Genomic DNA, 20,914 nt, shown 5'->3' on the forward strand with positions numbered 1-20,914 from the left:
AAGCCATCGTCCTTGATGGTTAATGGGCCGAATTGCCCAGCAACCCTGACGACGATTTATCTTGCGGAGATGCAAATGCCTGATCAACGACCTATCGCCACCCGCTTGCCACGGCGCAAATTCAAGACACCTGCGCGACTGCCCGGCGGCCTGTTGCTGCTTTCGCTGGCGGCATCCTCTGCCGCGCAAGCTGCGGAACCGGCCTTGACAGCCCTGGCCGAGCAAGCGGCCGACTACCGGATTCGCTCGCAGACTCTGGACAAGGCCTTGGTGGAGTTTTCGCTGAAATCCGGCATTCAAGTGGTGGCCGACGGCAAATTGACCGCCGGCGCTATTTCTCCTGGCGTATCCGGCCAATATGCGCCGGAGCAGGCTTTACGAAAATTGCTGGCGGGCACCGGCGTGGCGGTGCAATCCAGCCGCAACGGCACGGTGACTTTGGAAAAAGCCGCCGCACCCGAGCCGCAATCTGGCGCCAATACTTTGCCGACGGTGACGGTGGCCGGTAAGGCTGCGTATGACCTCACGGACCCTTATAGCCGCGACTACAATCGGCCCATCGCCAGTACCGCGACCAAAACCGATACCCCCATCATGGAAACGCCGATGTCGATCCAAGTGATTCCGCGCGCGGTGCTGGACGATCAACAAGCAATTTCGGTCGGCGATGCCTTAAAAAACGTCAGCGGCGTGCAATCGGGGGGCTATAGTTTTTACGACAACGCCACGATCCGAGGCTTCGATGCCGGGCAAAGCACCTATCGTAACGGGCTGCGCCAACCTTATATCACCAACCTGGAAACCGCCAATCTGGATCGGGTGGAGGTCCTGAAAGGGCCGGCATCGATCTTATTCGGCCGCATCGAACCCGGCGGTTTGGTCAACCTGGCGACCAAGCGTCCGCTCGACACCCCTTATTATTCCGTACAACAACAATTCGGCTCTTACGACCTCTTCCGCACCACGGTCGATGCGACGGGACCGCTCTTGGCGGACAAATCGCTGTTATATCGGATGAATATCGCATACAAAGACAACGATACCTTTCGGGATTTCGCGCATCAGGAGCATGTGTTTGTCGCGCCTTCGCTAACCTGGCGTCCCAACGACCGTTTCGAAACCAATCTCGACATCGAATATCAGCACGATACCTGGGTGGAAGACGGTAGCGATAGCGGCATTCCGGCTATCGGCAACCGTCCGGCCAATCTCCCGATTAATCGCTATCTGGGCGATGCAGTGTTCAATCGCCAAAACCCGAATACTCAGGATAAGGTGTTGTTGGGTTTCGATTGGTCGTATCAGTTCACCCAAGACTGGAAGCTGAAAAACCGCTTCCAATACATCGACGCTCAGTATCATCAATCGATACTGTGGGCGGATAGCTTGGCTGATGACAATCAAACGCTTTCTCGCGGCCTGTGGCATACACCCATCCACCGGATGACCTACAGCACCAATCTGGATTTGACCGGCAAGTTCGATACCGGATTTGCCCACCACGATGTATTGGCCGGCTTCGATTTAAATCGCTTTAACAGTCAGGACGGCGGCGGATTTTCGGGCTATGCCGATACTTATTCGGACCTGGACATCAATATCAACAACCCGGTGTACGGTGTCGATCTGTCGGCGCTGGCCGGCGCGAAGAACTTTTACTATAAATCCCAAGATAACTGGTACGGCGTCTATTTTCAGGATCAGATCACCTTGTGGGACAAGCTGCATATTCTGGGCGGCGGCCGCCACGACTGGGCGGAAAATGGTAGCGGCGAATCGTCGAATTCGCATGCCGCAATCTCGATGAAAAATACCCGTAGCGAATTTTTCAGCCCGCGGGTCGGAATCCTGTATCAACCCTGGCAATGGCTGGCGCTTTACGGCAATTACGTCGAATCTATCGGCAGCAATAACGGCGGGCTCTCCGCCTCCGGCCAACCGTTCGGACCGCAAACCGCGACACAATTCGAAGGTGGCATCAAAACCGAGTTTTTCGATGGCCGGCTGAGTTCGACGTTGGCTTATTACCATATAACCAAGCAAAATTCGCTGGCCACTGACCCGAATAATCCCCTATACAGTGTCGCCGTCGGCGAAGCCCGCAGCCGCGGCGTGGAACTCGACATAACCGGCAGGGTGACCGATAACCTGAGTCTGATCGGCACTTATGCCTATACCGATACCAAAGTCACCAAGGACAGCGGCACGGTCTACGATGCCGATTTCAATCCCATAGGCACCAATGCCGGCAATACCGGCCACCAACTTGCTTCGGTACCGCGTCATTCCGGAAGCCTGTGGGCAAAATACGATATCGACAGTGGATTTTTGCGAGGTTTGAACTTTGGCACGGGCGTTTATGTTCGCGGTCAGCGGCAAGGTGACAACGCCAATAGCTTTCAATTGCCCGGTTATGCGCGTTGGGATGCCAGCATTAGTTACAGTTTCAAACACGGTGGCACCAAAATCACCCCGCAACTCAATGTCTACAACTTACTCGACAAAACCTATTACGACCATTCCAGCAATCGTCTCAATATTCGCCCCGGCGAACCGTTGACGTTTCTGGGTTCGGTGCGGGTAGAGTTTTGATGCCACACGCCATAGCGGCTCGGGGCTTCCAAACCCCGATCCGAAGATTTTTTAGGCTAGCCCGGTGGGAATTTCGCTGTCTGATACGTCTTATCCGATGATGGTCGGCACTTTGCCGGCTTGAAATGGAGATCCTGGAGCCGCTATGAAAATCCGCCCCTTTTGGGTAGTTGTGCATCGTTACGCCGGGCTGGCGATGACGGTGTTTTTGATCATCGTTGGTTTGACCGGCAGTCTATTGGCGTTTTACAGCGAATTGGAACAGCTGATCAGTCCGCAGTTATTCGCTCCGGCATCCGCTTCGCCGCGCTTGAGTCCGCCGTTGCTGAAAGCCAAGGCCGAACAGTTGGTGCCGCAAGCTAGCGTCGTGGCAATATGGCTGGAGCACGATGCCGCGAATGTTGACCTGGAGCCCCTTAACAATCCTGCTAACGGTAAACCTTATGAACTCGGCTTCACCCAGTTGATCCTTAATCCCTATACCGGCGAAGAACTGGGCCGCCGCACTTGGGGAGCGATTTCCGAAGGCTGGATCAACCTGATGCCCTTCGTCTACAAGTTGCATTATGCCCTGGCGCTGGATGAAATCGGCGGCTGGATTTTAGGCATTACCGCGCTGGTGTGGACGCTGGATTGTTTTGTGGGTTTTTATCTGACGCTGCCGGTTGCAAAACGACACACCTCGCCGGCTGCCCACGGAAAGCCGCGTTCGTTTTGGCAACGCTGGGCGCCGGCCTGGAAAATCAAAGCGCGCGGTTCCCGCTTCCGCATAAACTTTGATTTGCATCGGGCCGGTGGTTTGTGGGTGTGGGCCATGCTGTTGGTGTTCGCCTGGTCCAGCGTTTATATGAATCTGGCAGATACTGTTTACGCGCCGGTCACCCGGGCGGTATTCACCGATTATCACGAACCCTGGATCGATTTTCCTGATCTGGACAAACCCTTGGAGCAGCCAGCAATTGCCTGGTCTGACGCTTACCGGATAGCCGTCGAGCAGATGGGCCAAGCGGCGCGTGAGCAAGGATTTGTGATTCAGTCACCGTCAGGCTTTCGCTACAACCCCGCCAAAGGGTTTTATGTTTATCAGGTGCGCACTAGCCTGGATATACAGGACAAGCACGGCACTACCCGTTTGGTAATCGACGCAGCCACCGGTGCTGAAAAATTGCTGTTACTGCCCCGCGGCCAGTATGCCGGCAACACAGTGACTAACTGGTTGGGGGCCTTGCACATGGCTAACGTGTTCGGAATGCCTTACCGGATTTTTGTGTGCGTATTGGGTTTGACGATAGTGATGCTATCGGTGACGGGCGTAGTGATCTGGCTGAAAAAGCGCCGGGCCAGACTACAAAAAGCGGTGTTGCAGGATTAAGTTTAAGAGACCGATGCCAGCGAGTAAATTATGGTTCTCGCTGACGCCCGCCATCGCATAAGCCTCACCATCGATTAACTGATGCTTGATGTCGGACTCAAGCGCTGAAAATCTTGGAAACGGAGCGTGAGCGAAGTGAAGATTTTTAGTCCCCGATAGCCGTAGCGCCTTGCAGGTTTTCGCAGCGAAGCGGAGAAAACCTGCAAGGCATCGCGACACGGCGTTAAGTCATGCGAGAACCTAAGTTTCGACCCCTTGTTGGGTCGGAACGAGGTGACGCGGACGGATCGGGGCGCCGCAGGCATAAACGGTCGCGTAATTTTTGCCGATTTTTTCCAGCAGGGTGCCCGAAAAAATCTTTCGGCAAAAATAGCGACTCGCCGGTTCGCCCTGAAGATATTCTTCCGGGCTAATTCTGCGTTGGGTTTGCGGTAATGCCATGGCTGAACTCACGAAGAAAGCGGTTTTCAAACGGTGTGATGCAACATCGTCGATAGCCGGCCTAGCAGTCAAGCATCCCGGTGCCCACTGGTAATAACGCACTTGCAGCCATCAGCGTGGCCCTGTATCGTTGCGGGAACCCTAATTCTTGCTTGTTGACTTTACATGTCCGATTCCGCTCCCAACAAATTGATCCTGGTCGACGGCTCGTCGTTTCTGTTTCGCGCTTTTCACGCCGTACCACCGTTGACCAATGCCCAGGGCGAGCCGACTAACGCTGTTTACGGCGTGTCCAATATGCTGCGCAAGCTGATCAATGACTACAACACGCCATATATTACCGTGGTGTTCGACGCGCCAGGCAAGACTTTCAGACATGATTTGTACGATCAATATAAAGCGCATCGGCCACCGATGCCCGACGATTTGCGCGTGCAGATTGCGCCCTTGCACGATTTGATCCGGTCCTTGGGTTTACCGTTGATTATCGAACACGGCGTGGAAGCCGATGACGTGCTGGGCAGTCTGGCGCAAAACGCGGCGCGCCAAGGCTTTGAAGTGATCATTTCCACCGGCGACAAGGACATGGCGCAGCTGGTCAACGAGCAAATCACGCTGGAAAACACCATGACCAACACCCGCATGGATATTCAGGGTGTGCAGGACAAATTCGGCGTAAAGCCGGAGCAAATCATCGATTATCTGGCGCTGATGGGCGATGCGGTGGATAACATTCCCGGCGTGCCGAAAGTCGGTCCGAAAACTGCCGCCAAATGGTTGCAGGAATACGGCACACTGGACAATTTGATCGCCCGCGCCGACGAAATCAAGGGCAAAATCGGCGATAACTTGCGCGAAGCCTTGGGCCAACTGCCCTTGTCCCGCGAACTGACCACCATTAAGTGCGACGTGGCCTTGCATTACAGCCTGGACGATTTGAAGCGCAAGGAGCCGGACATGGCCGCGCTGAAAAATCAGTTGGGCCATTTGGGTTTCAGCAGTTGGCTAAAAACTTTGAATGGCGACGGTTCAACCCCCTCTCCAGCGGGAGAGGGAGGGGTGAGGGGGCAAGCAAAAAACGACTCTTCGGAATCCTCAGTCCAGCTCTCCCACGCTGGAGAGAAGGAGCCGACAGCTGCGTTAGCAAGGGATTACCAAACCATCCTGACCCAAGCCGATTTCAATACTTGGCTGAACAAGCTGCAAAATGCCGATCTATTTGCCTTCGACACCGAAACCACCAGTTTAAATTACAGCGACGCCCAAATTGTCGGCGTGTCGTTTGCAGTAGACGCCGGTCAGGCCGCCTATCTACCCGTGGCGCACGATTATCCCGATGCGCCAGTTCAGCTCGACCGGCAAGCCGTATTGGACGCCTTGAAACCCTTACTCGAAGACCCAAACAAAGCCAAGCTGGGGCAAAACCTGAAATACGACAGCCATGTGTTGGTCAATCACGGCATCGCCTTACGCGGCATCCAACACGACACCATGCTGGAATCGTACGTGTTAAACAGCACCGCGACCAAGCACAATATGGATGATTTGGCTAAGCATTACCTAGGCGTGGACACCATTCATTTTGAAGACGTGGCCGGCAAGGGTGCCAAGCAGATTGGCTTTGCCGAAGTGGCTATCGAACAGGCCAGCGAATACGCCGCCGAGGATGCCGACATCACCCTGCGCCTGCATCAAACCCTGTCCGCGCAATTGCAGCAGCACCCTAGTTTATGGGCGTTGTATAACGAGATTGAAGTGCCGCTGATCGGCGTGTTGGCGCGCATCGAAGAAAACGGCGTGCTGATCGACAGCGCGATGCTGGCCCAGCAAAGCCTGGAGCTGGCAAACCGGATGATAGGCATCGAGCAGCAAGCCCACGATCTGGCCGGCTCGGCGTTTAATCTCGGTTCACCCAAACAAATACAGGAAATCTTGTACGACCGCTTGAACCTGCCGGTCTTGAAGAAAACCCCGAAAGGCCAGCCCTCCACCGACGAATCGGTGTTGCAGGAACTGGCCGTGGATTACGCCTTGCCCAAGCTGATTCTGGATTTTCGCGGCATGAGCAAGCTCAAATCCACTTACACCGACAAATTGCCGCAACAGGTCAACGACCGCACCGGCCGAGTGCATACCTCCTATCATCAGGCCGTGGCAGCAACCGGGCGCTTGTCTTCGTCCGATCCGAATCTGCAAAACATCCCAATTCGTAGTGAAGAAGGCCGTAAGATCCGTCAGGCCTTCATTGCCCCACCCGGCTATAAAATTGTCGCCGCCGACTATTCGCAGATCGAACTGCGCATCATGGCCCATCTATCCGGCGACGCCGGCTTGCTGGCGGCGTTTTCGCAAGGCGTGGATGTGCATAGCGCCACGGCTGCGGAAGTGTTCGAAGTGGAGCTGGATCAGGTTACTCACGATTTACGCCGCTCCGCCAAGGCCATCAATTTCGGTTTGATCTACGGCATGTCGGCGTTTGGTTTGGCGCAGCAATTGGGCTTGTCGCGCAATCAGGCCCAGGCCTATATCGATCTGTACTTCAGTCGTTATCCCGGCGTGAAGCAATACATGGACAACACCCGGGAACTGGCCAAACAGCAAGGTTACGTGGAAACTATCTTCGGCCGGCGTTTGTATTTGCCGGAGATCAACTCCCGCAACGCCGCGATGCGCCAATACGCCGAGCGCACTGCCATCAACGCGCCGATGCAGGGCACCGCAGCCGACATCATCAAGCGGGCAATGCTGGCTTGCGACGCCTGGATAGGCGCGGATAATCCGGATGTGAAAATGATCATGCAAGTACATGACGAATTGGTGTTCGAAGTAGCGGAAGCGCGCTTGGCGGAACATATGGAAACCATCCGCGGCATCATGTCCGGCGCGGCCGAGTTGCATGTACCCTTGCTGGTGGAAGTGGGTAGCGGCGAGAATTGGGACGAAGCGCATTGATGATTGCTGAGGCTATTGGGCCATGAAATTCAAGTTCTGGGGAGTGCGCGGCTCGATTGCCACGCCGGGACCGACCACCGTCAAATACGGCGGTAACACCACCTGTATCGAAGTCACCAGCAGCGCCGGCGATTTAATTATTCTGGATGCCGGCACCGGTATCCACGCGCTGGCGCAGAGCTTGCCCCAACAAGCGTTGACAGCGCATATCCTGATTACCCATACCCATTGGGACCATATTCAAGGCCTACCGTTTTTCCTGCCGATGTTCAAATCCGGCAACATCATCAACATCTACGGAGGACTGGAACCTTTGACGCATCAAGGCATCGAGCGAGCGATGCATGTGCAGTTGCAGCACAGCTATTTTCCGATCAGCGAAGCGCAATTAAAGGCCGAGGTGCGTTATTTCACACTGAAAGCCGGCGCGCCGATTACCGTGGGTAGCGTGCGGGTGACACCGACGGTGCTGAATCACCCTGTTTATAATTTTGGGTACCGCCTGGATGACGCCGATGGCAGCTCCTTGTTTTTCACCGGCGATTACGAGCCGCAGCTCAATCCTTATGAATCCAGTCATCCAGGCTACCCGGCGATGCAGGAGCTGATCGAGCAAAAGCACGAAGAAGTGATTGCGGCCATGGCCGGGGTCGATGCGTTGATTATGGACAGCTCCTACACCGACGCCGAATACGCCAACCGGCATGGTTGGGGCCACGGCACTTATCGTTCGGCGATGAATTTCGCGGCCCAGGCGGGCGCTAAACGCTTATTTTTGACGCACCACGAGCCGACGCGGAGTGATGCTGATTTGGAGGCGATTTTTGCATCGCTGTTGCAGGCTGGTGAGGTTTCGGTTTGTTTGGCTCGGGAGGGGGAGGAGTTTGAGTTGTTGGATGACTCTGGTCAGTCCGAATAAGTTAGGCCTGATTTTGCTGGAGTCCGTGTTTTGTGTCGCTAGCGCGACGGGTTATTTGTAAGTCGGGTCTCGGCCCGACAGCCGAGATACTTTCGCTACGAAAACCATCCCTGGTTTTTGCCCTTCGGGCCAGCCTGACGGCTGTTCAAATTCGCTCCCGGCGAATTTGTGCTTCGCCAAAAGAAAGTATCCAAAGAAAAGGCCACCCGGATGCCGCTTATTCCCTGTGCTCCTCGCTTTTGAACGGGGTCGCCGAAAGGGGCTTCCTGCCCCTTCGGCAACGCGATGTATCCATGCATCGCCCCTACGGGCTGCTCCGTTCAAAAGCTGCGGTGCTCGGCGCGGTATACGGGAGAAAACCGTCCCTTGATTTGGATGTTATTTAGTATTTCCTCGTTCCCACGCGCCGCGTGGGAATGCAGACTAACCGCGCCAGCGGTAACATTAGACCAAGCTATCAAACGAGGTCAAACCCATGGGCCGTAGTCGTTACCGCATTCTCCAATCCCAACACCCACATTTTATAACCTGCACCGTACTGAACTGGATACCGTTATTCACGCGCCCGGCTACCGTGCAAATCGTGCTGGACGCCTTGATTTACCGTCAACAGCAGCACAATTGGCGAATTTACGGCTACGTCATTTTGGAAAATCACTTGCATTTGCTGGTACAAGTTGACGATTTACCCCATCAATTGGCCCACTTCAAATCATACACCGCGCGCCAGCTAATCGATTATTTGCAAGCCGTTAATGCTGAGCGCTTATTGAAACAATTGAACTGGTTTCGCAAGGTGCATAAAACCGACAGGGATTATCAGTTGTGGGAAGAAGGTAGCCATCCGCAGATGATCGATAGTCCCGACGTCTTGCGGCAGAAATTGGACTATATCCACCTGAATCCGGTCAAACGCGGCTATGTCGATTTACCGGAGCATTGGCGTTATTCAAGTGCCCGGAATTATGCGGGGCAGGATGGATTATTGCCTGTTAATCGGGATTGGTTTTAGCTGACCGCAGCGCGGCTGGTTTGCATTCCCACGCGGCGCGTGGGAACGAGATAATAATAATGCGTTAATGCAAGACCTGGCCCCTATTGCGCGTGATAACGGTAATTGATGGAGTTTTATATGATTTTGAATAGTTTGAAAATACAGCGCAATGCCTGTTGGTTATTGCGCCTTGCAGCCTTCTGTTTCACCTTATTGTCATGCCAAAACAGCTTGGCAGAAACTAATCCCGAGCCTGTTTTCGAGTTGACGCATACCTGGGGCGGCGTTCCTACTTCCGTTATCAAAATATATCCCGATGGCAAAGTCCATTTTCACCGCAACAAAACTGATTTTGGTAGTGAATCCGAAGACCGCTATGCACAGATGACAGCAGAGCAGTTGAATGAACTGGTGGATGTATTTTTATCGCTTCCATTTGATGCCTCAAAAAAGCTTGAGCGGGCAAAGGAAAGTGTAAGTGTACCTTGGCGTGTTTTTATCGCCTATAAAGATAAATTCATTAATATTACTATTCAAGACTCTATTTTTTTTCAATTTTTTGAAAAAAAAATGAGTAAATATAGCAATCTAAAACAATTGCTTTGCGGTGAAAACAATCAAGATGAATGTGGCACCAATGTATCCAATATACCCGATGATTTACAGGGCCTTAGAAAATACATGGAACCATGAAGCTTACTTTAAATTTTAACTTACATACAAACAGCGGAAAACTATGACAACGGTAACCGATGACCAAAAAGGCCAACTCATTAAATCCAGCTGGTTTTACCCGATGGAGACTAAAGGATTGACACTTATCTATAGCATCGTAGCCCCGATTAGCGAAGCGTAATCGGGGGGATGTGAGTCTTGCGTACGATTACGCTCCGCTAATCGTACCTACGGGGTATCGTGAAATCGGGATGGTTTTGTTCCCGTATGCCGCGCCGAGCACCGGAGCTTTTGAGCGGAATAGCCCGCAGGGGCGATGCAGGGATGCATCGCGTTGCCGAAGGGGCAGGAAGCCCCTTTCGGCAACCCCGTTCAAAAGCGAGGAGCGGAGGATCAAAGCGGCATCCGGGTGTCTTTTCTTTTGGATACTTTTCTTTGGACAAGCAAAGAAAAGTATCTCGGTTGTCGGTCCAAGAACCGACATTAAATCAAGCCGTCGCGCCAGCGACACAAAAATCCTACCCAGCATCAGACCGATTAACAGCCACCCTCTGATACCCCCTCTTAATCGCCAACGCCAACTCATGCACCGCCATCGCATAGTGCGTGCTCTGGTTGTAGCGGGTAATCGCATAAAAGTTAGGATGTCCCAGCAAGTATTCGTCTTTGCTTTGATGCCTGAGCAACAACAGCCGCAACGGATAATCGCAAGCACATGTGTCAGCCGGTTCCACACCTGCTTTAACCAAGGTATCCAAAGAATAAGCATGGTCCGCGCCGGGTTCCAGGCTGTCGATGCCATGGAAGCTGCCGCGTGTGGCCGAGACGATGGGTTGACCGGCTTGCCAGCCGTGCTGAGCAAAATAATTGGCCACGCTGCCGATCACGTCCTCCGGATTCCACAGGTCGCGGCGGCCGTCGCCGTTAAAGTCCACCGCCCATTGCAAAAAACTGCCGGGCATGAATTGGCCCAGGCCCATTGCGCCGGCGAAGGAGCCGACCGGTTTGCCGGGGTCCAGGCCCTCGCTACGGCTCATCACCAGAAAATTTTCCAGTTCGCTGCGGAAATATTCGCCACGCCGCTGGTAATCAAAACCCAATGTCGTCAGGGCGTCGATGATTCTATGATTACCGACGAAGCTACCAAAGGTGGTTTCCACCGCCATGATGCCCAGGATGTATTCGGCCGGCACGCCGTATTGCTGGCTGGCGCGTTGTAGGGCCGCGTGATGTTGTTGCCAGAAGCTGATGCCGGCGTTGATATGCCGGTCGTCCAGAAATTGCGCGCGGTAGCGGGTCCAGCCGCCTTTGCTGGGTTTACCTTTCATGCCCTGATCGGATTTGGCCAGATAATCCAACGTCCATTGCTTGCGTTTGGCTTGCGAAAACAGGCCTTGCAGATATTCGCGGTTGAAACCGTGCTTCTGCACCATTTGTTCGATGAACTGGTTCAGGGCCGGATAGCCGGCGTAATCGCCGCTAACTGCCGTGGCATGATAAGCGCCGACGCTGGCGAACGGCCGTAAGTCCGGCGTAGCCTGGCGCGACTGGTTGGGCGCGGTTTGTTGGGTGGGTGTGCGGACGCGATTATTGGCTTTATCGCCGGCGGGCGGCTGCGAGGCGCAACCCACCAGAAGTGCAATTAACAGTGCCGAACCGGCGTTTTGTAGCGAGACTTTACTAGTACTAAATGTATACAAACGAGTTATATCCAGGGCTATTTAAAAAGACTGCCTCCCTCGTCGTCGTTTTCGGCCAGGGTCATGCCGGCGGTTTCGAAGTTGACGTTCTCGGCCCCCAGTTTAATCATCAGGCGCACCTCGTTGCGGGAGTCGGCAGCGTGCAAGGCGTCATCGTAACCAATTTTACCCGCCGTATACAGATCGTAAAGCGCTTGGTCGAAAGTCTGCATGCCATGCTCGCGGGAGCTTTTCATCAGTTCTTTTAATTTGTGTACTTCGCCCTTGCGGATCATGTCTGATGCCAGCGGGGTATTCAGCAAAATCTCAATAGCCGGGTAGCGGCCCTTGCCGTCGGCGCGCTGAATCAATTGTTGGGCGACGATACCGCGCAAGTTCAAAGACAAATCCATGAACAGCTGGCTGTGCATTTCTTCCGGAAAAAAATGCAGGATGCGGTCGATGGCCTGGTTGGCGTTATTAGCGTGCAAGGTGCAAACGCACAGGTGGCCGGTTTCCGCGAAGGTGATGGCGTGTTGCATGGTTTCCCGGCTCCTGACCTCACCGATCAGAATCACATCCGGCGCTTGCCGCAGGGTGTTTTTTAAAGCCACTTCGAACGATTCGGTATCCAGGCCCACTTCGCGCTGGGTAATGATGCAGCCCTTGTGCGGATGGATAAACTCGATAGGGTCTTCAATGGAAATGATGTGGCCGCTACTGTTTTCGTTGCGGTGCCGAATCAAGGCCGCCAGCGAGGTGGATTTACCGGTACCGGTGGCACCGACAAACATCACCAGACCGCGCTTGTACATGATCAGTTCTTTCAACACCGGCGGCAGGTGCAATTCCTCGGCGCTGGGGATGGTGGTTTCGATGCGGCGTAACACCATGCCGGCCGAGTCGCGTTGGGTGAAGGCGCTGACCCGGAACCGGCCCAAACTGTGGGCGCTTAAGGCAAACTGGCATTCGTGAGTGTTTTCAAACTCGTCGCGTTGGCGCTGCGACATAATGCTGAGCACCAGCATCATGGTCTGTTCGCTGGTTAAAACGGTTTTGGACACTTCGACGACCTTGCCGTTGACTTTCATCGACGGCGGCCGGCCGGCAGTGATAAACAAGTCGGACGCTTTCTTTTCCACCATCAGGGCCAATAGGGCTTTAAAGTCCATGACGCCTCCTAAAATTAACGGAACATGTCTTTGTTGACAGCTTTAACCATCGCGCCTTTCGCAGTAATTAGGCCTTTATCGACCAACTCCTTCAGATTTTGGTCCAGGGTCTGCATGCCGTCCTTGCGGCCGGTTTGGATCGCGGAATACATCTGCGCTACCTTGGCTTCGCGAATCAGGTTACGGATGGCCGGCGTACCGACCATGATTTCGTGCGCGGCAATCCGGCCGCCGCCGACTTTTTTCAATAGCGTTTGCGAGATAACCGCCTGCAAAGATTCGGACAACATCGCCCGGATCATGTCTTTTTCCGCCGCAGGGAATACGTCGATAATCCGGTCTATGGTTTTGGCGGCCGAGGTGGTATGCAGCGTGCCGAATACCAAGTGACCGGTTTCCGCGGCGGTCAATGCCAGGCGGATGGTTTCCAAATCCCGCATCTCACCCACCAGAATGATGTCCGGGTCTTCCCGTAATGCCGAGCGCAAGGCTTCGTTGAAACCTAAGGTATCGCGATGTACTTCGCGCTGGTTGATCAAGCATTTCTGGCTTTCGTGGACAAACTCGATAGGGTCTTCGACGGTCAGGATATGTGCGTAATCGTTGGTATTAATGTGATTCACCATCGCCGCCAGCGTGGTGGATTTACCGGAACCGGTCGGACCGGTCACCAGAATCAGGCCGCGCGGCTTGGTACACAGTTCCGCGAAAAATTTCGGCGCGTCCAGGTCTTCCAGGGTTAACACCTTGGACGGAATGGTCCGGAATACCGCGCCGGCGCCTCTATCCTGATTGAAGGCGTTGACCCGGAAGCGCGCCACGCCGGGCAGCGCGAACGAGAAGTCGGTTTCCAGAAACTCTTCGTAATCGCGGCGCTGCTTGTCGTTCATGATATCGTAAATCAGCGCGTGGACTTCTTTGTGATTCAAGGACGGGATATTGATGCGGCGGATGTCGCCGTCCACCCGAATCATCGGCGGCAGGCCGGCGGAAAGATGCAAGTCGGAGGCTTTGTTTTTGACGGAAAAGGTCAAGAGTTCGGCGATATCCATGATTTATGTCCCAACAATAAAAGGAATGATCGTCGGCAAGGATAGTACACAATTCAAAACCGGCCGGCTTATTCCTGCATGGCAGCAACCCTTATGCTGGTAAGTGGTGGATCGGCCTAGCGGTGTTGGCTTTTTTCGGCGCAGTGTATACATTGATTGGCATACGGCACCGCAGCCAAGCGTTCCTTTTTTATGGGTTCGCCGCAACTCAGGCAAATGCCGTAGGTACCGGCATCGATGCGGGAAATGGCTTGTTTGATTTTTTCGACTTCATCGCGCGTAGCATTGCCCAAGGCGTCCAATACTTCGTCATTTTCGGTTTCGACGGCCTGCTCGGAAAAGTCCTGGGCCAGCGGTTTGTCGGTGTGTCTGACGTCTTCGGTGATTTTTCCCAGCCTGTCGTCCAGGTCTTCCAGCATATTCAATAGTTGGTCGCGTACATCGGTATAGTCTTTCATGGTACTCTCCGCAGCAGGGCTGCATGGTTTAATAACCGGCTTCTGTCGGCCGGATGTCAATCCCTGGTTTATACAATGAAGCCGATAGCAGGTGCAACCAAGCTGATCTATACTCGAGTCATCGACATTTCTTGTTTTTTGCACAATGGACCTTGCTCTCGATCGCTTACTCGCCGCCGCCAATCAAGTCATTCTCGGTAAACAACCCCAAATTCGTCTGGCGGTGTGCTGCCTGTTGGCCAGGGGGCATTTGCTGATCGAGGACATTCCCGGTGTCGGCAAAACCACCCTCTCCCACACTCTGGCGCGCTTGTTTGGTCTGGAATATCAGCGGATTCAATTCACCAGCGATATTTTACCGGCCGACATCGTCGGTTCGTCGGTATTCGATGCCCATCAACAGCTCTTCAGCTTTCATCCGGGGCCGATTTTCAAACAAATGATCCTGGCCGACGAGATCAATCGAGCCACGCCCAAGGCACAAAGTGCCTTGTTGGAAGCGATGGAAGAACGGCAAGTAACCGTCGAAGGCCGGACTTACCCCTTGCCGCAACCGTTTTTCGTCATCGCTACCCAAAATCCGGCGCATCAGATTGGCACCTTCCCGTTACCGGAATCGCAAGTAGACCGTTTTTTGATGCGTATCGAGTTGGGTTACCCCAGCCGGCAAGCCGAACGGGAATTGCTGAGCGGTCAACCCCGGCATGTATTGATCGAAGAGTTGCCGGTGGCCTTACTGCCCGCGCAATTGGCCGATTTGCAACAGGCGGCGGATCAGGTGCATGTGTCGCCGGCCTTGCTGGATTATCTGCAAGCCATTCTGGCGTTCAGCCGCCAATCCACGGACTTTGCCAGCGGTTTGTCGCCGCGGGCCGGACTGGGTTTGCTGGCCGCCGCCAAGGCATGGGCGCTTATCGACAAGCGCAAGGCCGTGTTGCCTGAAGATCTGCAAGCGGTTTTGCCGGCAGTGGCCGGGCATCGTTTAAACGTGGGCGCCAATGATTCGGCGGCCATCGTCGCGCCCATTCTCAAGCACGTACCGGTACTTTGAGCGAAGCGGCCTTATCCTTAAAGCAGCGCTTTAAACTATCGCGCTTTTTTACCGGCGAGGCGCCGACCGCAGAACCGATTGTGTTGACGCAGCGACGGGTGTTTATTTTACCGACGCGACGCGGCTTGGCTTTTGTGTTGTTGATTCTGTTGCTGGTACTGATCGGCTTTGTCTACAACAATAATCTGGCCTATTTACTTGGGTTTTTACTAGCCAGCATCTTTTTCGTGACCATCCTGCACAGTTTCAAAGCCTTGGCCGGATTAACGATTCAGCCGGCCCGGCAGCACGCGGTGTTTGCCGGCCAGGCCGGGCCGTTTAATTTCCAGATCAGCAATCCGGGCTCGCAGCCGCGCTTTGCTTTGGATTTGGCTTTGCAATCTGAGTTATCCATAAACTTGGCCGCCGAGCAAACCCAAACGGTGACGCTATATCAACCCACCCGGCAACGTGGCTGGCAGTTGCCGGGTACACTGACCCTTTCCAGCACCTACCCCTTGGGTTTATTTCGGGCTTGGGCGCCACTACGTTTCGATAGCCCGCTGCTGGTGTATCCCAAGCCGGCCAGCAAACTACTGCCGTTTCCGGATAGCGACGGCGGTCAAGATAAGCCCGGCCAAAACCGCCGCAGCGGCGACGAGTTTGATGGGGTAAGGGCCTATCAGCGGGGCGACGCGATCAGGCAAATTCATTGGAAAGCCTTCGCCAAAGGCCAGGGAGTGCACAGTAAATATTACGCCGGTGCCAGTTCCAGCGAGTTGTGGCTGGATTATCAACAAGCGCCCGGCCATCATCTGGAAGAGCGCATCAGTCAGTTATGCCGCTGGCTGGTGGATGCCGAACAGGCTGGTTTGCGTTACGGATTGGTGCTACCTGGCTTGCGTCTGCCGCCGGACAGCGGCGTTGCGCATTATCGACAATGTCTGCAAGCCCTGGCGCTGTTTTGAGTATGCCGTTTCTGCCCTCCACGCGCTTGATGTTGTTTATGCTCGGCTCGATAGGGCTGATCACGTTGCCGCATGCCTGGCATATTCCGTCCCTATTGTTCGGCTTTTTCTCGCTTCTGTTGCTGTGGCGTTTGCTCGGCGTGTGGCGGCCGAAGTATTTACCCAACCGGCTTACAGTATTTTTATTGATGTTGGCGGGCATTGGTTTGCTTTACAGCCAGCAACACTCGGTATTCGGTCGCGATGCCGGCACCGGTTTGTTCGTGGTGGCACTGGGTTTGAAGTTGCTGGAAATTCACGGTAAGCGCGATGTGTATGTGATCGTTTATCTGGCTTTCATCGTCGCCGTCACGCAGTTTTTGTACGAAGAAAGCATCTTGATGGCGCTTTATATCCTGCTGGTGTGCGGAGTCTTGCTGGCTACCTTGATTACGCAAAACAGCCAGGCGCCGCAAACTCTGGCGGCCTTAAAAACCTCGGCGGCGATTATTCTGCAAAGCCTGCCGCTGGCTCTGGTGTTGTTTGTGTTGTTTCCGCGTCTGGAAGCGCCGCACTGGAGTTGGCTGGACGATGATACGCATGCCAAAAGCGGCCTGAGTAATACCTTGGAACCCGGCTCGATTGCCGAATTAAGCCTTTCGCCGGAGCTGGTGTTCCGTGTCAAATTCACCGGCGACCTACCGCCGCCCGCTCAGCGTTATTGGCGCGGGCCGGTGTATGCCAATACCGATGGCATCACTTGGCGAGCGCCGCCGGTGTTAGGGCGGGAGAACAATCCGGATCAACCTGTTTTCACGGGCGCGGCTTACGATTACACACTGATGATGGAGCCACAGAAACAGAATTGGGTATTCGCATTGGAGATGCCCAGCCAGTTTGACGGCTTGCGACGCAATGGCCTGTATCAGCTAATTACTAATAAAAACCCCGGCGACCGCGCCGAGTATCGGCTGAGTTCGTCGCCTGCCTATAACACCGGCGGCATCAGTAAATCCGAGCGTCGGGAAAGCTTGCAACTACCCGGCAAACCGTCGGAAAAAATCGTCGAATTGGTGAAGCAGTTGCAAGGCCGGCCAGCAAGCCCCGAGTTGTTTATCGCCAATTTGTTGCAATATTTCCGGCAGGAAAATTTTCATTACACCTTAAGCCCGGAAGCGATGCCGGATAAACCCATCGAGACGTTTTTGTTTGAGCGCCGTGCCGGGTTTTGTAGCCATTACGCCACAGCCTTCGTGTATTTGCTACGGGTGGCGGAGATTCCGGCACGGGTGGTGGGCGGTTATCAAGGTGGGCAGGTCAACGAAGTCGGCGGCTTTCTGGAGATCAGGCAAGCCGACGCCCATGCCTGGGCGGAAGCCTGGTTGGAAGGACGCGGCTGGGTTAGATTCGATCCGACCGCCGCCATCGCCCCGGAACGCATCGAGCGCGGCGTGAATGTAGATTTACAAATTGCCAGCGGCGCGGTGAATTTCAGCCCGGTGCAACTCGACGCCAAGACCTTGTCCTGGCTGCAACGCGGCCGGCAACTGTGGCAAAGCGTCGATTACAACTGGCAACGCTGGGTTATCAACTATGACACGGTTAATCAGAAAGCGTTTTTACAGAGCTTAGGCATCGATAATTTCGTCAAGCTTGGCTATTGGCTGGTGATTAGCGTTGCCGGTATCGGTGGTGTCGTGGCTTGGCGCTTGTTGCGGCCTAACCGGCGCCGCCAAGATCCGGCGTTGCGCTTGTACCGCCAGTTCTGCGCCAAGTTGGCTAAAGCCGGATTAAGCGTTGAAATTGGCGACGGCCCCCAAACCGTCGCCGAGCGCGCCAAAAAACTGCGCCCGGATTTGGCCGAAACGATTGAGCGGATCACCGCGCTTTATATTCGCTTAAGCTACCAAGCCGACAGCGAAGCCGGCGATTTGCAGGTTCTAAAAGGACTAGTCGCGCGCTTTAGGGTTTAAATATACCTTTCCCACCGCAAATTTCGGCATATATGCTTGATAGCCATCAGGGAGCGCTGGCGTGAGGGAAGCAAAAAACGAAATTTGCAGCGCGAATTTATGCGACGGATTAATGTAAATCCGGCACTTCTTCAGCCCCTTTTAGGGCTGGATTCTTGGCCGCGGCCGCAGCTTGTTCCTGTTGTTTTTGTTTGTTGCCTTCGCCGAACATCACCGCGCCGGCCATGAATATGGCGCCGGCAATCGCGATGATAGGCAGGCGACCGGGTTTGTCCATCCACAGCAGTATCCACTTGGGTTTGATCAGGCCGACGACCAATATAATCGCCGCCAAAATCATCACGTTAAAACTGTAGTAGATCAAAGTATTCATGAATCGGAACCCTGTTTCCAGCAAGTTAAAGAGACATACATTATTATTAGCCGCGTGACCGTTGGCAATACACAATTCATTTTCATAATTTAGGAGGCGCTATGGGCGGCTTTGGTTTATTCGCAATAATGTTGTTGGTATTTGCGGTTTTGATGGTGTTCATGAGCGTCAAATCTGTTCCGCAAGGCATGGAATACACCGTCGAACGCTTCGGTAAATATACCGCGACTTTGACGCCTGGCTTGAATATCATCATGCCTATCATCGACCGCATCGGCCGCAAGCTGAATATGATGGAACAGGTGCTGGACGTGCCGTCGCAAGAGGTCATTACCAAAGACAACGCCATGGTGCGGGTGGATGGGGTGATTTTTTACCAGATCATGGATGCCGCCAAAGCGGCGTATGAAGTCAATTTCCTGGACGTGGCAATCATCAACTTGGTGATGACCAATATTCGTACCGTGATGGGTTCCATGGACCTGGACGAACTCTTGTCACGTCGTGATGAAATCAATGCCCGGCTGCTGAACGTGGTCGACGAGGCCACCTCGCCGTGGGGTATTAAAGTCACCCGTATCGAAATCAAAGACATCGCCCCGCCCAAGGACTTGGTCGATTCCATGGCCCGGCAAATGAAAGCTGAGCGGGAAAAACGCGCACAGATTCTGGAAGCCGAAGGCTTGCGGCAAGCGGAAATTCTGAAAGCCGAAGGTTTGAAACAAGGTGCGATTTTGGATGCGGAAGGCCGCAAAGAAGCCGCATTCCGCGACGCCGAAGCCCGCGAACGTCTGGCAGAAGCGGAAGCCCGCGCCACGATGATGGTGTCGGAAGCCATCTCCAAAGGCGATGTGCAGGCCATCAATTACTTCGTCGCGCAAAAATATATCGAGTCTTTAAAAGACGTCGCCTCCGCCAACAACAGCAAACTGATCTTCATGCCGCTGGAAGCCTCCAGCGTCATCGGCGCGCTGGGCGGCATCGGCGAACTGGCTAAAGAAGCCTTAAACAAAAAGGCCTGATTATGGGGGAGCAAGACATCGTATTTTGGTACTGGTGGGTGCTGGCGGTCGGCTTTTTGGCCTTGGAAATCGTCGTCACCGGCTTCTTTTTTCTGTGGTTGGCGGTGTCGGCGTTCATCGTCGGCGCGGTAGTGCTGTTAGTGCCGGCCACGCCGTTCAACGTGCAGTTATTGATGTTTTCCTTACTGGCGGTGTTGTCGGTATTGGGCTGGCGCAAATACGCCCGCACCCGCGCAGTGGATGCCACCGATCATCCTTTATTGAATCAGCGTGGCGCTCAATATATTGGTAGGACTTTTTTTCTGATTGCGCCTATCGAGAATGGTCAGGGTAAGATTAAGGCCGACGACACGGTTTGGAAGGTGCATGGGGAGGATAGTCCGCTGGGGGCTAAGGTGAAAGTGGTGGCGGTGAAGGGGGCGGTGTTTGAGGTGGAGGTTTGTGAGTGAATTTCTTGCTCTGACCAATTACCGCTTATTCCGCAATCAATTTTAGGAGGAAGAAATAGTGTCAACTGATGTCACTGGTCAAGTCACTATCGATCAACATCCCGAATTATCCTACGAGAGCCCAAGTGTTCACTTGTCTCCGACAAGTTTTGCGATCTCTAGGCCCGCAGGAGATACCAGCTCATACGGTGGCATATTTGATTTCTCGATATTCAATGTTAATGTTCTGGAGCGATGGCTCTACGAAGTCCGGAGACAACCAATATTTCGTCTGAGTTGCAAAGGTGATCGCTTGGGGTCAATGGATTGTCTTCGAGGCTATGCCGCAGCAGCCGATACCGACTCAGGACATTCGACCTTTCTTATTTGCTCTATAGATATGGTTTTGAATCTATCAAGGACATCGGTGCATTTTCAGATCGATGGCGAATTTGGTCAATCGCTGCCTTACACCAAGCCGTTGTATAAAGAGCTATCAACCTTTTCCATTGTCTTTACTATCGAAGATGATGAAATGCTTAATGTGTGTCGAGACCGCGGGCAAAGGCTACTTGACTATCGAAATCGGTTCGTTTTTGGTGGTAAAAATGCGGAGCCATCCGGCTAGTTTCGTAGTTCGTAGGGTGGGCACGGTTTTCGTGCCCACGCGGATTTGAAGTATTTCAAAATAATGTGTCGCTGGCTCGACGGCTGGTTTTAATGTCGGTTCGCGGACCGACAACCGCGATACTTTCGCTACGAAAACCGTCCATGGTTTTCGCCCTCCGGGCCAGCCTACCGGCTGTTCAAATTCGCTCCAGGCGAATTTGTGCTC

General features: G+C 53.9%; 18 protein-coding genes. 12 read left to right on the forward strand and 6 right to left on the reverse strand.

The window, feature by feature from the left end; genetic code table 11:
• Window positions 1–75 precede the first annotated feature (75 nt).
• Both JWZ98_RS21415 and JWZ98_RS21420 read left to right on the forward strand, forming a co-directional pair.
• Window positions 76–2,592 carry a TonB-dependent receptor gene (locus JWZ98_RS21415; RefSeq protein ID WP_205451814.1) on the forward strand — a complete coding sequence of 839 codons (2,517 nt, stop codon included), beginning with the start codon at window positions 76–78 and terminating at the stop codon, window positions 2,590–2,592.
• A gap of 145 nt (window positions 2,593–2,737) precedes the next feature.
• Entirely contained in the window at window positions 2,738–3,964 is a 1,227-nt protein-coding gene (locus JWZ98_RS21420) for a PepSY-associated TM helix domain-containing protein (RefSeq protein WP_205451816.1), read from the forward strand.
• A 240-nt stretch (window positions 3,965–4,204) separates the two neighbouring features.
• On the opposite strand, the gene JWZ98_RS21425 is transcribed toward JWZ98_RS21420, so the two are convergent.
• Entirely contained in the window at window positions 4,205–4,435 is a 231-nt protein-coding gene (locus JWZ98_RS21425; RefSeq protein ID WP_205451818.1) for a hypothetical protein, read from the reverse strand.
• A 135-nt stretch (window positions 4,436–4,570) separates the two neighbouring features.
• Between JWZ98_RS21425 and polA the strand changes: the two genes are divergently transcribed.
• The 4 genes from polA to JWZ98_RS21445 all read left to right on the forward strand — a co-directional run bounded on the left by polA (window position 4,571) and on the right by JWZ98_RS21445 (window position 9,963).
• Entirely contained in the window at window positions 4,571–7,357 is a 2,787-nt protein-coding gene (gene polA, locus JWZ98_RS21430; protein WP_205451820.1) for a DNA polymerase I, read from the forward strand.
• Window positions 7,358–7,379: 22 nt separating this feature from the next.
• A complete protein-coding gene (locus JWZ98_RS21435) occupies window positions 7,380–8,276 on the forward strand; it encodes an MBL fold metallo-hydrolase (protein WP_205451821.1) in 897 nt (298 codons plus the stop codon).
• A gap of 475 nt (window positions 8,277–8,751) precedes the next feature.
• Window positions 8,752–9,288, forward strand: a complete 537-nt coding sequence (locus JWZ98_RS21440) for a transposase (RefSeq protein WP_205451823.1) — start codon at window positions 8,752–8,754, stop codon at window positions 9,286–9,288.
• 120 nt (window positions 9,289–9,408) lie between these two features.
• Entirely contained in the window at window positions 9,409–9,963 is a 555-nt protein-coding gene (locus JWZ98_RS21445; RefSeq protein ID WP_129871319.1) for a hypothetical protein, read from the forward strand.
• 500 nt (window positions 9,964–10,463) lie between these two features.
• Here the strand turns inward: JWZ98_RS21445 and mltB are convergent, their stop codons facing one another.
• From mltB to JWZ98_RS21465, 4 genes are all read right to left on the reverse strand, one after another.
• Window positions 10,464–11,645: a lytic murein transglycosylase B gene (mltB, locus tag JWZ98_RS21450; RefSeq protein WP_205451825.1), complete on the reverse strand. Its 1,182-nt coding sequence runs from the start codon at window positions 11,643–11,645 to the stop codon at window positions 10,464–10,466.
• A gap of 17 nt (window positions 11,646–11,662) precedes the next feature.
• Complete coding sequence (locus JWZ98_RS21455; RefSeq protein ID WP_171696916.1) at window positions 11,663–12,796, reverse strand: PilT/PilU family type 4a pilus ATPase; 1,134 nt, start codon at window positions 12,794–12,796, stop codon at window positions 11,663–11,665.
• A gap of 14 nt (window positions 12,797–12,810) precedes the next feature.
• Window positions 12,811–13,848 carry a type IV pilus twitching motility protein PilT gene (locus tag JWZ98_RS21460; RefSeq protein ID WP_101053853.1) on the reverse strand — a complete coding sequence of 346 codons (1,038 nt, stop codon included), beginning with the start codon at window positions 13,846–13,848 and terminating at the stop codon, window positions 12,811–12,813.
• Between the two features lie 116 nt (window positions 13,849–13,964).
• Window positions 13,965–14,306, reverse strand: coding sequence for a TraR/DksA family transcriptional regulator (locus JWZ98_RS21465; RefSeq protein ID WP_033158299.1), 342 nt, complete (start codon window positions 14,304–14,306; stop codon window positions 13,965–13,967).
• Between the two features lie 145 nt (window positions 14,307–14,451).
• Between JWZ98_RS21465 and JWZ98_RS21470 the strand changes: the two genes are divergently transcribed.
• The 3 genes from JWZ98_RS21470 to JWZ98_RS21480 are packed head-to-tail and all read left to right on the forward strand — an operon-like array spanning window position 14,452 to window position 18,256.
• Complete coding sequence (locus JWZ98_RS21470; protein ID WP_205451826.1) at window positions 14,452–15,357, forward strand: AAA family ATPase; 906 nt, start codon at window positions 14,452–14,454, stop codon at window positions 15,355–15,357.
• Complete coding sequence (locus JWZ98_RS21475) at window positions 15,354–16,304, forward strand: DUF58 domain-containing protein (RefSeq protein WP_205451828.1); 951 nt, start codon at window positions 15,354–15,356, stop codon at window positions 16,302–16,304. The genes JWZ98_RS21470 and JWZ98_RS21475 overlap by 4 nt, the downstream gene beginning before the upstream one ends.
• Window positions 16,277–18,256: a DUF3488 and DUF4129 domain-containing transglutaminase family protein gene (locus tag JWZ98_RS21480; protein WP_240348129.1), complete on the forward strand. Its 1,980-nt coding sequence runs from the start codon at window positions 16,277–16,279 to the stop codon at window positions 18,254–18,256. Before JWZ98_RS21475 ends, JWZ98_RS21480 begins: the two co-directional genes overlap by 28 nt.
• A gap of 109 nt (window positions 18,257–18,365) precedes the next feature.
• Here JWZ98_RS21480 and JWZ98_RS21485 read toward each other — a convergent pair whose 3' ends face one another.
• Entirely contained in the window at window positions 18,366–18,629 is a 264-nt protein-coding gene (locus JWZ98_RS21485) for a hypothetical protein (protein ID WP_033158303.1), read from the reverse strand.
• A 101-nt stretch (window positions 18,630–18,730) separates the two neighbouring features.
• Here JWZ98_RS21485 and JWZ98_RS21490 point away from each other — a divergent pair, with 101 nt between their 5' ends.
• The 3 genes from JWZ98_RS21490 to JWZ98_RS21500 are packed head-to-tail and all read left to right on the forward strand — an operon-like array spanning window position 18,731 to window position 20,707.
• Window positions 18,731–19,651, forward strand: a complete 921-nt coding sequence (locus JWZ98_RS21490) for an SPFH domain-containing protein (RefSeq protein ID WP_033158304.1) — start codon at window positions 18,731–18,733, stop codon at window positions 19,649–19,651.
• A gap of 2 nt (window positions 19,652–19,653) precedes the next feature.
• Window positions 19,654–20,100, forward strand: coding sequence for an NfeD family protein (locus tag JWZ98_RS21495; protein ID WP_033158305.1), 447 nt, complete (start codon window positions 19,654–19,656; stop codon window positions 20,098–20,100).
• Between the two features lie 58 nt (window positions 20,101–20,158).
• Complete coding sequence (locus tag JWZ98_RS21500; protein ID WP_129871318.1) at window positions 20,159–20,707, forward strand: hypothetical protein; 549 nt, start codon at window positions 20,159–20,161, stop codon at window positions 20,705–20,707.
• Window positions 20,708–20,914 lie beyond the last annotated feature (207 nt).

Source organism: Methylomonas sp. EFPC1 (genome assembly GCF_016925515.1).
In the GTDB taxonomy this organism is placed as follows: Bacteria; Pseudomonadota; Gammaproteobacteria; order Methylococcales; family Methylomonadaceae; genus Methylomonas; species Methylomonas defluvii.